Consider the following 12,252-nt stretch of genomic DNA (forward strand, 5'->3'; position numbering starts at 1 on the left):
ACCAGACCGTTGCGCCAATCCCTCAGCGCGCCCGCCTACTCAGTCCCTCAAGATGCCCCCGGTCTCTCCCGAGCGTCTCCGCCGCTTCCGCCGCGTCCCGAGCGCCTCAGCAGCGCCGGTGAAGGGGTATTTACGGATTAGGTCTGGGACCTGCAACCCCTATTTTGGAAAAACTTCACATTTCTCTGCAGAAACTTGTTCATGTTAATGAAAACAACAGGTTAGCTTTAGAATTCACGCCTCCGGTCCGCTCGCAAGCTGCTTGAACAGCGAGAGAATTCAGTCTTTCGGCGGAATCGTACCCAGTGCTGGGTATGCACCCGAGACCCGGACCAAAGAAAACGCCGCCCGAGTCTCCCCGAGCGGCGTAATCACAGTAATGAGCGCGGAATTACTTCAGATCGAAACGATCCGCGTTCATCACCTTGTTCCAGGCCGAAACAAAGTCGCAGACAAATTTGCCTTCGGCGTCGGCCTGACCATAGACCTCAGTCAGCGCCCGCAGTTGCGAGTTCGAGCCGAAGACCAGATCGACGCGGGTGCCGGTCCATTTGATCTCACCACTGGAAAGGTCACGACCTTCATAGATACCATTGCCTGCAGGCTTCCATTCGGTGCCCATGTCCAGAATGTTGGTGAAGAAGTCGTTGCTCAGCACACCAACCCGATCTGTGAAGACACCGTGCTTGGTGTCACCAAAGTTGGCACCCAGAACCCGCAGGCCACCGACAAGTGCGGTCATCTCCGGGGCCGACAATGTCAACAACTGCGCCCGGTCTACCAGCAACTCTTCGGGCGAGACTGCGTACTCGGCCTTCTGATAGTTGCGGAAACCATCAGCAACTGGTTCCAGAACCGCCATGCTGTCCACGTCCGTCTGATCCTGAGTCGCATCGGTGCGGCCCGGAGTGAACGGAACCTCGACATCAATACCCGCCGCCTTGGCAGCTTGTTCAACACCAGATGCTCCGGCAAGAACGATGACATCGGCCAAAGACACTTTCTTGTCGCCCGCCTGCGCATCGTTGAAAGCACTCTGAACGCCTTCCAGAGCGTCTAGCACTTTGGATAGTTTCAGTGGCTCGTTCACATCCCAGTCTTTCTGCGGTGCAAGGCGGATACGGGCTCCATTGGCGCCGCCACGTTTGTCCGACCCACGGAAGGTCGAGGCTGACGCCCATGCGGTCGCGACCAGTTCGGACACAGACAGACCGGTTGCGGCGATCCTGGCCTTCAGGTCTGCCACATCCCCATCATTGACCAGTTCGTGATCCACAGCAGGGACGTTATCCTGCCAGATCAACTCCTCAGTTGGTGCTTCCGGTCCGATGTAATTCGAACGCGGCCCCATATCGCGGTGAGTCAGCTTGAACCAAGCACGGGCGAAGGCGTCTGCGAACTCTTCCGGGTTCTCATGGAAGCGCTTCGAGATCGGCCCATAGATCGGATCCATGCGCATCGCCATGTCGGCGGTGGTCATCATGGTCTTGACCTTCTTGGTCGGATCGCCGGCCGCCGGAGCCATGTCTTCTTCTTTGACACCGATCGGTTCCCAGATATACGCGCCCGCTGGGCTCTTGGTCAGGTTCCACTCATATTTGAACAGCAAGTCGAAATAGCCGTTGTCCCATTTGATCGGATTCGCGGTCCACGCGCCCTCGATGCCCGAGGTTGTAGTGTCGTCACCCACACCCGAGCCGAACTTGTTGATCCAGCCCAAGCCCATCTCTTCGATCGGAGCGGCTTCGGGCTCTGGACCGACCAAATCGGGATCACCAGCACCGTGAGCTTTACCAAAGGTGTGGCCACCGGCAACCAGAGCGACAGTTTCCTCGTCATTCATTGCCATCCGGCCAAAGGTGTCGCGGATATCGCGGCCCGAGGCCAGAACGTTCGGCTCACCATCCGGACCTTCCGGGTTCACATAGATCAGACCCATCTGAACGGCGGCCAGAGGGTTTTCCAGATCGCGTTCGCCCGAATAACGGCTGTGCGGGTTGTCGGTGGGGGCCAGCCAGTCGGTTTCAGAACCCCAATAGATGTCTTCTTCCGGCGCCCAGATGTCTTCACGACCACCAGCGAAACCAAAAGTCTTGCCGCCCATCGATTCAATTGCGCAGTTACCAGCAAGGATCATCAGGTCGGCCCACGAGATCTGGTTGCCATACTTCTGCTTGATCGGCCACAGCAGACGGCGCGCTTTATCGAGGTTGCCGTTATCCGGCCAGCTGTTCAGCGGCGCGAACCGCTGGTTGCCGGTTGAGGCTCCGCCGCGACCATCCGCCGTCCGGTACGTCCCGGCGCTGTGCCAGGCCATGCGGATGAACAGGCCGCCATAGTGACCATAGTCCGCTGGCCACCAGTCCTGCGAATCCGTCATCAGCGCAAAGAGGTCTTCCTTCAGTGCCTTCATGTCCAGCTTCTTGAACTCTTCGGCGTAATCGAAATCAGGCCCCAGCGGGTTCGACGCAGGCGCGTTCTGGTGCAGAAGCGACAGGTTCAGCTGGTTTGGCCACCAATCCCGGTTCGACCGGCTTCCTGCGCCGTGCATTACAGGGCATCCGCCCGTTTGGGGGTTATCACTTCCGTCCATGTCGATCTCCAATCCTGGCTAAAATCCGGCTCAGTCGCGCGGTGGAAAACTCGGGCGATCAAGAACATATATAGATGACACTTTTACCTCTTTTAGATGCGCGGCCTGGATTGCGCGCATTCCAGCAGAGGTATCGGCGACTCTTGTCTTGTCGCCGCCAGAAGTAGCAGATTCAAACCATGCAAATAAGTTTTGTTTATAGATGATTTCTATAATCAAAACCTATCAAAGTAAGCACAGGGCAACTCGCCCCGGAACCGTCCGACCTCTAGTCGTCGATCATCAGAGACTTCAGCCCGACCCTGTAGTCTGGATAATGCAGGGAAACCCCCAACTCATCCTTGATACGGTCATTCCTGACGCGTTTGTTTTCATTGTAAAAGCTGCGTGCCATCGGGGTCATATCCGCCTCGTCAAATGACACTTCGGGCGGTAGCGGTAGGCCCTGCAACTCGGCCGCATAGGCGATGACATCCTGTGGCGGGACTGGTTCGTCATCGCACACATTGTAAATCGCCCCCGGATTGGGCGCGGCCATCGACGCCGAAAGAACCTGCGCGATGTCGGCAACGTGGATGCGCGAAAAGACCTGGCCGGGTTTGATGATCCGCCGCATACCCACACGTTTCAACTTAGAGAACGGACCGCGTCCCGGGCCATAGATACCGGCCAGACGGAAGATATGCGTTGGCAGGCCGGGTATGCCACGCCATTGCTCTTCGGCGTGAACCCGCCACTTACCGCGCTCGGCCGTTGGGGTCGCGGGTGTCGTTTCATCTACCCAAGCGCCTTGATGATCTCCGTATACCGCAGTAGTCGACAGATAGCCGACCCATTCAAACTGCGCCGCACGTTCCGCGATTTCATCCTGCATCGCAGCCAGAACCGGATCCCCCTGCGCGTTGGGCGCCGTCGAGATCAGCAGGTGTGTCACCCCATCCAACTCAGGCGTGTGTCCGGGCCAGATTACCGGCTCGGCCCCGGACGCCCTGATCGCTTGCGATTGGGCCGGGTCACGCGTGGTGCCAAAGATGCGCCATCCATTGGGTTTCAATTGCCGGGACAAGGCCTGCGCCGAATACCCGTGACCAAACGAAAAGAGAGTACCTGTCATGCGTTCCTAGATGATCCGCAAATTCACGGGATGCAAGCATCTGCACGCAGATACTTGATTCGAATCCCTCAATGCGCCTTTCTTTTGGGCATGAGTGAAAAAACACCAGACCTGCAGGCAGCCTATGCGTTGGAATCACCGGAAGGCCACAAGCGTCTTTATGCGGAATGGGCCGGGGATTATGACGAAGGCTTTGCCACGCGTGAGGACTATCAACTCCACATCCACACCGCCCGCGCCTTTGTCGGCGCCGGAGGACAAGGGCCAGTACTAGATGTCGGTGCCGGCACCGGGTTGTGCGGTGCGGTTCTGGCCCGGTTGGGCGTTGGCCCGATCGACGCCACAGATATCAGCGGCGAGATGCTGGAACAGGCGATGCGCAAAGACATCTACCGCGATGCGATCGAGGCCGATCTGAATGAAGGCATCCCGGTTCCGCGCGAAAGCTATTCCGGCATTGTCTCGTCCGGCACATTCACCCATGGCCACCTCGGCCCAGAAGCCCTGCCTGCCTTGTTGCGCGTGGCCCGCCCGGGCGCACAGTTCGCCCTGTCGATCAACGCCCAGCATTACGAGAAACTGGGCTTTGCCGAGGCCCTGCACCTTTTGGCGCAAGACCAGATACGCAATCTGGCCCTGCCCGAAGTCCGCATCTATGGCGATCTTGCCTCCGGTCCCAACAAAGATGACACTGCGCTGATTGCCTTATTCGAACGCGTTTAGGCTAACCTACCGCCCTTTCCAGACAGGATCGCGTTTTTCAGCAAAAGCGCGAGCGCCTTCCAGATTGTCTTCCGATCCGTACAGAGTATCGACTGTTGGCAATTGCCGCCCAGTGATCCGGTTCATGGCGTCCTGAAACTTTGAATCTTCGGCGTCCCGCACGATCTCTTTGATCGCGGCGTAGACAAGGGGCGGTCCGCTGGCCAAAAGACGCGCCAGTTCCCACGCGCGGTCCATCAGTTGATCGCCCGGCATGACTTCGTTGACCAATCCCCAGTTTTTGGCCTCCTGCGGGTCGAACCAACGTCCTGTCAGCAGCAGTTCCATTGCGATGTGATAAGGGATGCGCTTGGGCAGTTTGACACTGGCCGCATCAGCCACCGTGCCCGAGCGGATTTCCGGCAATGCAAAACTAGCGTGATCCGCCGCGATGATCATGTCTGCACTCAGGGCCAGTTCCAACCCGCCGCCACAGGCGATTCCGTTGACGGCTGCGATGACCGGCTTATTCATATCCCGCAGTTCCTGTAAACCGCCAAATCCGCCGACGCCATAATCGCCATCTACGGCGTCTCCATCAGCGGCAGCTTTCAGATCCCAGCCGGGGCAAAAGAACTTTTCGCCCCCACCCGTTACGATAGCAACGCGCAAGTCAGGATCGTCCCGAAAGTTGCGAAACACCTCGCCCATGATGCGGCTGGTCGCCAGATCAATGGCGTTGGCCTTGGGGCGATCCAGGGTGACTTCGAGAATGGCGCCTTCGCGCTTGGTTTTGACCGGGTTCATGAACTTGCCTTTCGGATCAGAGCATCCACCGCCACCGCGCCATCCGGCGTGCAGATCAGGGGATTGATTTCAACTTCGCTGACGTGGGCTGCATTGGCAATGACATAGGCCTGAACGGCCTCAACCGTGGCCAGAACCGATCCCATGTCCGCAGCCGGCTTCCCGCGATACCCCGCCAAAAGCGGGGCGCAGTTCAACCTGCCCAGCGCCTCTTGCACTGCGTTACGAGAGGATGGGATCAGCAAAGACACCGAGTCGCGCAGGATTTCCGTCAACACACCGCCTGCGCCCAAGGTCAAAACGAAACCATGAGCCGGGTCACGCGTTACACCCACCAACAGTTCCGCCACGCCACCGGTTGCCATTTCTTCAAGCAGAACTTCTTCGGTACCGATATCCGCTGCGACCTCGGTGACGTCGGCGATGGCAATCCCAAGACGGACCGCCGCATGCTCGGATTTGTGCGCCAGCCCAACTCCTTTGACGGCGAATGGACCCGTCAGGTCAGCTGCGGCCTCGGTCACCGCTTCTGCAGGCACAACAGTGCTTCTGGGTATGCGGACCCCGAAACCCGCCAATGCGTGCTTGGCCTCAGCCTCGGTCAAAACCTGGTCTGCAACCGAGGCTGAGGGCAGCATGACCGGGTCAGACCCTTCAGTTTGTGGGCATGCAGCAGCTTCCACGGCCGCCAATGCCTCGTGAAGGCCGGAAAATGGGACCACGCCGCCGTCCAACAAACGCTGTGCGATGTTTTCGGGCATCAGCTCCGGCAATGTTGCGGTCACTGCAAATCTGCGCCCCGTCTGTTCCACACAATTCAAAGCGGCCTGCGTGGCACATTCCCAATCCGTCGCATCCGTGTGCGGATAGTCGACGATCGCCATCGTCAGCGCCTGTTCCGGACCCATCATGGCGGCCCATGCCCGCGTCATCGCCGCAGTGTCCCGCCAAATATAGGTGTGGTAGTCCAGCGGGTTCGCTAAAGCCACCATTGGCCCCAATGCGGCGCGCAAATCATCCTTTTGCGTATCTGTCAGCGGCGGAAAATGCACCGCACGACCTTCCGCCATGTCGGCTGCCAGACTGGCTTCGCCGCCGGAGCAGCTGATCGAACCCAGACCATTATGGTCAAGCCGACCGGTCACATGCAGTAGCTTGAGGCATTCAAGAAAGCTGGGAATATCCGCCAATCGCGCGATCCCGAGCCGATCCAGAAACACCTGCGCGCCCGCATCGCCACCGGCCAACGAGGCCGTGTGGGAAATCGCCGCCGCCTGCGCATGGGCTGAGCGACCCATTTTCAGAGCAATGATCGGAACGTTTCGATCCCGCGCCTTTTGGGACAACGCTTCCCATTTGCGCAGATCGCCGAAGCCTTCGATATGCAGACCAATCGCGGTGATCCGGTCATCATCCAGCAGTGCCGAGGCGATGTCGGCCTGATGGGTCTGCGCCTGATTTCCGCTGGTCAGCATAAAGGCCAACGGCAAGGCGCGGCGCTGCATCGTCATATTGATGGCGATGTTCGAGCTTTGGGTCAGGATCGCCACGCCGCGATCCACGGGTCGCATACCATGCTGATCGGGCCAAACGGCGGCACGATCCAACCCATTTATAAATCCATAGCAATTCGGCCCAAGAATGGGCATGTCACCTGCCGCCTGAACCAACTGAACCTGTAGATCCGCGCCCTGATCGTCTTCAGCACGCGCCTCGGTAAATCCCGAGGCAAAACACACCGCGCCCCCTGCTCCCATCGAGGCCAAAACAGCTACTGTTTCGATCGTCGCATGGCGGTTGATACCAATGAATGCAACGTCCGGCGCGCCGGGCAGCGCTTCCAGACTGGCAAAGGCCTGTTCACCCGCGATTTGGCCCGCCTTTGGATGGACGGGCCAGATTTCGCCCCGAAAGCCAAACTTTCGGGCCTGTTCGATGACAGCGGCGCACCATGCGCCGCCGCCGATCACGGCTATCGATGTGGGTTTCAGGACGCGTGACAGCGAAGACATCAGGCCGCCCCTATCGTCACGCACCGAGCGCCCTCAGCAAATCGCGGCTGATGATGTGCCGTTGGATTTCGCTGGTGCCATCCCAAATGCGCTCAACCCGCGCGTCACGCCAGAACCGTTCCAGCGGGTAGTCGTCCATCAGCCCCATACCACCGTGGATCTGAATGGCGGCATCGGTAACGCGCGCCAGCATCTCAGACGCATAGAGCTTTGCCGAGGCGATTTCGCGGTTGGCAGGCAGGCCTTTGTCCAGCCGATCCGCAGCGGCCAGCGTCAACAGGTCCGCCGCGTCGATCTCGGTAATCATGTCCGCGATCTGAAAGGATACGCCCTGAAACTTGCCGATCTTCTGACCGAACTGTTCGCGCGTGGCGGAATAATCCAGCGCGTAATCGAAAGCACGGCGCGCGCGGCCCACGGACATGGCGGCAACCGTGATACGAGTCGCATAGAGCCATGTGTTCATGACGTCGAACCCGCCATCGACTTCGCCCAGAACCTGACTGTCCGGCAGGCGGCAGTCGTCGAAATCCAGCACCATGTTCTTGTAACCACGGTGGCTGACGGACTTATACCCATCCCGGATAGTGAACCCGGGCGTCCCGCGATCAACCAGAAACGCCGTGATCCGCTTTTTTGGGCCTTTCGGCGTCTGATCCTCTCCGGTTGCGATGAAGACGATGATGAAATCCGCATGTTCTGCGCCCGAGATGAAATGCTTGGTGCCATTGACCACCCAATCGCCACCGTCCCGGACGGCTGCGCATTTCATACCGCGCACATCCGACCCGGCACCGGGTTCGGTCATCGCCAGCGCGTCCATCTTTTCGCCCCGCACGGCCGGCATCAAGTAGCGTTCGACCTGTTCGCCCTCACACGCCATCAGAATGTTCTGAGGACGTCCGAAGAAGTGGTTCAGCGCCATGGAACCGCGGCCCAGCTCGCGCTCCACCAGCGCAAATTCGAGATGGTTTAACCCGGCACAGCCCACGCTTTCTGGGAAGTTACAGGCATAGAAACCCAGCTCAATCGTCTTGCGTTTGATCTCATCCGCGATTTCCTGCGGCACCTCGCGGGTGCGCTCGACCAGTTCTTCATGCGGGTAGATTTCGTTTTCGACAAAGCTGCGAACGGTTGAGACGATCATCTCCTGTTCGTCGGACAATCCATATTGCATCGGGCGTCTCCAATTCCGGTGTTGCGCATATCCTGACGCGGCTTGAAATTTGAAACGTGCAGAAATAGACGTTAATCATGCAAGTTTGGACAAAATCACCCTCTGCACCGCAGCAAATAGGGGTTCTTCTGTTCGACGGATTCTCGAACCATTGTCTCGCCAACACGGTCGAGCCCTTGCGGGCCGCAAACACACTGGCGGGGCGCAAGTTGTATGACTGGCAGTTCCTTGCGCTGGACACCGGGACGGTGACATCGTCATCCGGACTGCAGGTTGCACCGCATGGGACCTTGCAGACCGCCAGCGGCGACATGCTGATGGTGATGCCATCCTATGGGTTCCGCGCGCATGGGGGTTGGCGCACCCTCTCGGGCCTCCGCTCTGCCGACCAACGTTTTACGGTTCTGGCGGGGCTCGACACCGGCAGCTGGCTGTTGGCTTTGGCCGGGCTTTTGGACGGGCATCGCGCTACGATCCACTGGGAAGAGTTGACCGGATTCACCGAAAGTTTCCCAGAGGTCGATGCGCAACGCGAACGCTATGTCATCGATCGAAACCGCGTCACCTGTTCGGGGGCCATGGCGGCCTTTGATCTTGTCCTGCATCTGGTCGGTCGGGATCAGGGGCAGGCGCTGGCCCTGGAGGTATCTCAGCTGTTCATGACCCGTGATTCCGCGCGCTCCCATACTGGCGGCGTAGGCGCGACGAGCGGTTACGTCAACAAGGCGCTGGCCCTGATGCAGGAGAATCTCGAGTCGCCTTTGCCTGTGTCCGAGATCGCCCGTCGGGTCGGACGGTCGCAAAAAGCGCTGTCCGTCCGGATGCAAGCTGAGCTTGGTGCTGGGCCCGCGCAGGTTTATCGGCGTCTGCGGCTAGATCTGGCGCGCAAGCTGGTTTCCGAAACCGACATGAGCATTGGCGAAATTGCCCTGCGCGCGGGCTATGACGACCCAAGCGCCCTGACACGTGCGTTCAAAGCAGAGTTCGGCATCACGCCGCGCGCTTTACGGGCAGGCTAGGTGTACATCTGCTTTTTGTAGGCGCGCGTGCGTGTCGTCGCCTCGGCCGAGCCGTCATGATACGTTCCAAACCACTTGTCGAAAGGGATCTCAGAGGTGCCGTAGTTGCACTCGAAGTACCGGTGATGGAGCTGGTGAAAGAAATCTCCGGCCCGGGCGGCCTCCGCGTCGCCTGCTTTCAGCTTTTCGAAACCGGAATGAGACAACACGGGGCTGATCTGCTGGAAATATGCATGGAACAGCACGTGCATCGGGTGCGAGGGCACAATCAGATGGACAAAGTAGGTCGAGAAATACAGCAGGTTTTCGTACCAGTGGTTTGATATCCCCGACCATGGACCAGTGTTCACATTGCGATGATGCACGGCGTGAACGTGTTTATAGAGCTTGGGATGATGCTCCAACCTGTGCACCCAATAGAAGTGAAGGCCCGACCACATGGGTATTAACGCCATCCAGACGACGCACCATACCGGCGCACTGGCCCATGTGACGGTTGGCACATATCCGTTGGCCATCGCCCAGTAGATGATCCACTGATACACGGTCGCCACAGACATCGCGCTGCCCAGCGTCCACCAGATATTGTCCAGAACCTGACTACGGAACGTGAACGTACCGTTGTTGCGGGTCAGGTCTCGGCGGTCGAACTTTTTGTACATGCCCTGCCCTTTTCGCATGTACAGCCACCAGTGCAGCCCACCCGCGACCAGAATCTGAGGCACCATGTTCATCAGCCAGATGCGGAACATCCACCCCGGAGCAAAACTCTGCATCGATTCTAGCGAAGGGAAGAAGAACGCGTAGGCAATGACGGCCATTGTCAGACACAAGGTCAGCGACGTGATCTGAAGCCATGCCCCGCCGTACCATTTCAGCACGGCGGAAGGGCGCGGGGGCCAATTGAACAAAGGGTTCAGCTTCACCGGACCTTCAGGGTGATAGTTCCAGCGGGCAGCTTCAGGATCCTGGGCAGTGTCAGACATGGCAAATACTCTATCGAGGTGGTCAGGTGGCGTAGTCCGAGCCTTCCGCATCCAGCAGAGCCTTGATCTCTCGCAGATGCGCTTCGGCCTGATCCGGATAGTCTTCCAGTTCCTGCGCGGTCTTCTCGGCGATCTCGTCTGGCAGCACACGCAATGGCTGGCCGGTTTGCAGCACGCGAATGTAAGTTTCTGCCGCACGCTCGAAATAATAGAGCCTGTTAAAGGCATCTGCCGGGTCACTGCCGATCACGAGCACACCGTGATTGCCCATGATCATGACCTTCTTTTTGGGGTCCGACAGCATGGATGCACAGCGTTCACCCTCGCTTTCGAATGCAAGGCCACCGAATTCCTGATCGATGACATACCGGTTGTAGAATGTGGCTGTGTTCTGATCGATCGGAGGAAGCGTGCTGTCCGCCAGCGAGGCCAGAACTGTCGCAAAGATCGAATGCACATGCATCACGCAGCGCGCATGCGGGCAATGACGATGGATTGATCCGTGCAATCCCCAAGCCGTTGGATCGGGGGCACCAGGCTGGTTCATGACCTCGGCGTCATTGGCATCCAGAAACAGCAGATTTGATGCTTTGACCCGAGCAAAATGCATCTGGTTCGGGTTCATCAGAAACTGGGTACCGTCCGGGTTCACCGCAAGGCTAAAGTGGTTGGCCACGCCTTCATGCATGTTCAAACGTTCGACCCAGCGAAACGTTGCGGCAAGGTCCACGCGTTCGGCCCAATGGTCGATATTGGCGCGCAGGTTGGTGACACTCATTCCGTGCTCCTTTGCGGATAGCTGAGAACTTTGGGAAATCGTGCCTGCGACGCAAATGTTTGACCAACGAAAAAAACGCAACTATCCCATAAGCTGAACTAATGGCAAGGTTATGCACATGCAGAAGACGCTCCCTCCGCTGGGTTGGCTGCGCACGTTCGAGGCTGCGGCCCGGCACTTGTCCTTTACAGGTGCCGCCCGGGACCTGAACATGACCCAAAGCGCGGTCAGTCAGCAGATCAAGTCGCTGGAAGGATACCTTGGCCAGCCGCTGTTTTTGCGGCGTCCGCGAGCGCTGGAACTGACCGAGGCAGGGATCACCTATCTGCCCGTTGTACGCGAGGCTTTTCGGACGCTGGTTCGCGGAACGCAGGCCGTTACCGGAGCTCAACAGAACGCCGTACAGGTTCAGAGCAACATCACCTTCGCGGTCAATTGGCTGGCACCAAGACTGCCGGATTTCCGCGCCCAGCATCCGGAGGTGCAACTGAACATCTTCACCGAACTTTGGGAGCCCCGGGAAATGGCCGACGGGGCTGCGGTGGAAATTCGCTACTCGCTGCGGCCTTCGGATACGGTTCGGACCGAGTTGCTGAGAACCGAATACTATTATCCGGTCTGCGCGCCGGGATTCGAGGTGACACTGGAGACGCTGCAACAACAGCCGCTTTTTGATTGCTCGAACCTGTTGTCGAATTGGCAGGAATGGGTCGAAGACCAGGGTCTAAACTGGGAGAATCCCGCAATAACCTACTCGACCACATACCTCGTCAGCCTATCCGTGGCGATGGTAGGAGGTGGGTTGTGTCTGGCCCATGACACCATCGCGCGCAGCCTGATCAAACAAGGTCGGTTGGTCGCTCCTTTCCCTCACCGCTCAGCCATGCCCGAAGCATATTACTTGCTGCTGTCACCACGCGCAGAGGAAAGCCCTGGTGCCGTCGCTTTTGCCGATTGGGTCCGCCGCGAAATGGCCGCTGACCTGCCAATGTAGGCGGAGCGCTCCCGCCCATCATCAATGCCCTTTCAGGGCACCTCTTCTGGTTGGGCCGGGCAGCGCTGGC

The 12,252-nt window shown here is 58.6% G+C and carries 10 protein-coding genes; 3 read left to right on the top strand and 7 right to left on the bottom strand.

All coding sequences use genetic code 11. From position 1 onward, the window contains the following. Window positions 1–391: 391 nt before the first annotated feature. Together katG and MHN28_RS11690 are read right to left on the bottom strand one after the other, a co-directional pair. On the bottom strand, window positions 392–2,593 hold the full coding sequence (gene katG, locus MHN28_RS11685) for a catalase/peroxidase HPI (RefSeq protein WP_239339281.1): 2,202 nt from the start codon (window positions 2,591–2,593) through the stop codon (window positions 392–394). Window positions 2,594–2,861: 268 nt separating this feature from the next. Then, complete coding sequence (locus MHN28_RS11690; RefSeq protein WP_239339284.1) at window positions 2,862–3,707, bottom strand: SDR family oxidoreductase; 846 nt, start codon at window positions 3,705–3,707, stop codon at window positions 2,862–2,864. A 90-nt stretch (window positions 3,708–3,797) separates the two neighbouring features. Here MHN28_RS11690 and MHN28_RS11695 point away from each other — a divergent pair, with 90 nt between their 5' ends. After that, window positions 3,798–4,430 carry a class I SAM-dependent methyltransferase gene (locus MHN28_RS11695; protein WP_239339286.1) on the top strand — a complete coding sequence of 211 codons (633 nt, stop codon included), beginning with the start codon at window positions 3,798–3,800 and terminating at the stop codon, window positions 4,428–4,430. Between the two features lie 6 nt (window positions 4,431–4,436). On the opposite strand, the gene MHN28_RS11700 is transcribed toward MHN28_RS11695, so the two are convergent. From MHN28_RS11700 to MHN28_RS11710, 3 genes are read right to left on the bottom strand one after another with little or no spacing between them, the layout of a single operon-like run. Beyond that, window positions 4,437–5,216: a carnitinyl-CoA dehydratase gene (locus MHN28_RS11700; RefSeq protein WP_239339288.1), complete on the bottom strand. Its 780-nt coding sequence runs from the start codon at window positions 5,214–5,216 to the stop codon at window positions 4,437–4,439. Beyond that, complete coding sequence (locus tag MHN28_RS11705) at window positions 5,213–7,228, bottom strand: acetate--CoA ligase family protein (protein ID WP_239339290.1); 2,016 nt, start codon at window positions 7,226–7,228, stop codon at window positions 5,213–5,215. Before MHN28_RS11705 ends, MHN28_RS11700 begins: the two co-directional genes overlap by 4 nt. A gap of 16 nt (window positions 7,229–7,244) precedes the next feature. Further along, the gene (locus tag MHN28_RS11710; RefSeq protein ID WP_239339292.1) at window positions 7,245–8,405 is read right to left on the bottom strand and encodes an acyl-CoA dehydrogenase family protein; all 1,161 of its coding nucleotides are present in this window, start codon (window positions 8,403–8,405) and stop codon (window positions 7,245–7,247) included. Window positions 8,406–8,482: 77 nt separating this feature from the next. Between MHN28_RS11710 and MHN28_RS11715 the strand changes: the two genes are divergently transcribed. Further along, entirely contained in the window at window positions 8,483–9,424 is a 942-nt protein-coding gene (locus MHN28_RS11715) for a GlxA family transcriptional regulator (RefSeq protein ID WP_239339294.1), read from the top strand. Here the strand turns inward: MHN28_RS11715 and MHN28_RS11720 are convergent. Beyond that, complete coding sequence (locus tag MHN28_RS11720) at window positions 9,421–10,410, bottom strand: sterol desaturase family protein (RefSeq protein ID WP_239339296.1); 990 nt, start codon at window positions 10,408–10,410, stop codon at window positions 9,421–9,423. The genes MHN28_RS11715 and MHN28_RS11720 overlap by 4 nt on opposite strands. A gap of 22 nt (window positions 10,411–10,432) precedes the next feature. Continuing rightward, on the bottom strand, window positions 10,433–11,188 hold the full coding sequence (locus MHN28_RS11725) for a class II aldolase and adducin N-terminal domain-containing protein (RefSeq protein WP_239339301.1): 756 nt from the start codon (window positions 11,186–11,188) through the stop codon (window positions 10,433–10,435). A 118-nt stretch (window positions 11,189–11,306) separates the two neighbouring features. Between MHN28_RS11725 and MHN28_RS11730 the strand changes: the two genes are divergently transcribed. Then, window positions 11,307–12,182 (top strand): LysR family transcriptional regulator, encoded by an 876-nt coding sequence (locus MHN28_RS11730; protein ID WP_239339303.1) that lies wholly within the window; start codon window positions 11,307–11,309, stop codon window positions 12,180–12,182. Window positions 12,183–12,252 lie beyond the last annotated feature (70 nt).

Source organism: Ruegeria sp. Ofav3-42 (assembly GCF_022347725.1).
In the GTDB taxonomy this organism is placed as follows: Bacteria; Pseudomonadota; Alphaproteobacteria; order Rhodobacterales; family Rhodobacteraceae; genus Ruegeria.

What these genes read in the sequence shown, in the direction of transcription:
- katG (WP_239339281.1), bottom strand. Translation starts at nt 2,593, where the DNA reads ATGGACGGAAGTGATAACCCCCAAACGGGCGGATGCCCTGTAATGCAC.
- MHN28_RS11690 (WP_239339284.1), bottom strand. Translation starts at nt 3,707, where the DNA reads ATGACAGGTACTCTCTTTTCGTTTGGTCACGGGTATTCGGCGCAGGCC.
- MHN28_RS11695 (WP_239339286.1), top strand. Translation starts at nt 3,798, where the DNA reads ATGAGTGAAAAAACACCAGACCTGCAGGCAGCCTATGCGTTGGAATCA.
- MHN28_RS11700 (WP_239339288.1), bottom strand. Translation starts at nt 5,216, where the DNA reads ATGAACCCGGTCAAAACCAAGCGCGAAGGCGCCATTCTCGAAGTCACC.
- MHN28_RS11705 (WP_239339290.1), bottom strand. Translation starts at nt 7,228, where the DNA reads ATGTCTTCGCTGTCACGCGTCCTGAAACCCACATCGATAGCCGTGATC.
- MHN28_RS11710 (WP_239339292.1), bottom strand. Translation starts at nt 8,405, where the DNA reads ATGCAATATGGATTGTCCGACGAACAGGAGATGATCGTCTCAACCGTT.
- MHN28_RS11715 (WP_239339294.1), top strand. Translation starts at nt 8,483, where the DNA reads ATGCAAGTTTGGACAAAATCACCCTCTGCACCGCAGCAAATAGGGGTT.
- MHN28_RS11720 (WP_239339296.1), bottom strand. Translation starts at nt 10,410, where the DNA reads ATGTCTGACACTGCCCAGGATCCTGAAGCTGCCCGCTGGAACTATCAC.
- MHN28_RS11725 (WP_239339301.1), bottom strand. Translation starts at nt 11,188, where the DNA reads ATGAGTGTCACCAACCTGCGCGCCAATATCGACCATTGGGCCGAACGC.
- MHN28_RS11730 (WP_239339303.1), top strand. Translation starts at nt 11,307, where the DNA reads ATGCAGAAGACGCTCCCTCCGCTGGGTTGGCTGCGCACGTTCGAGGCT.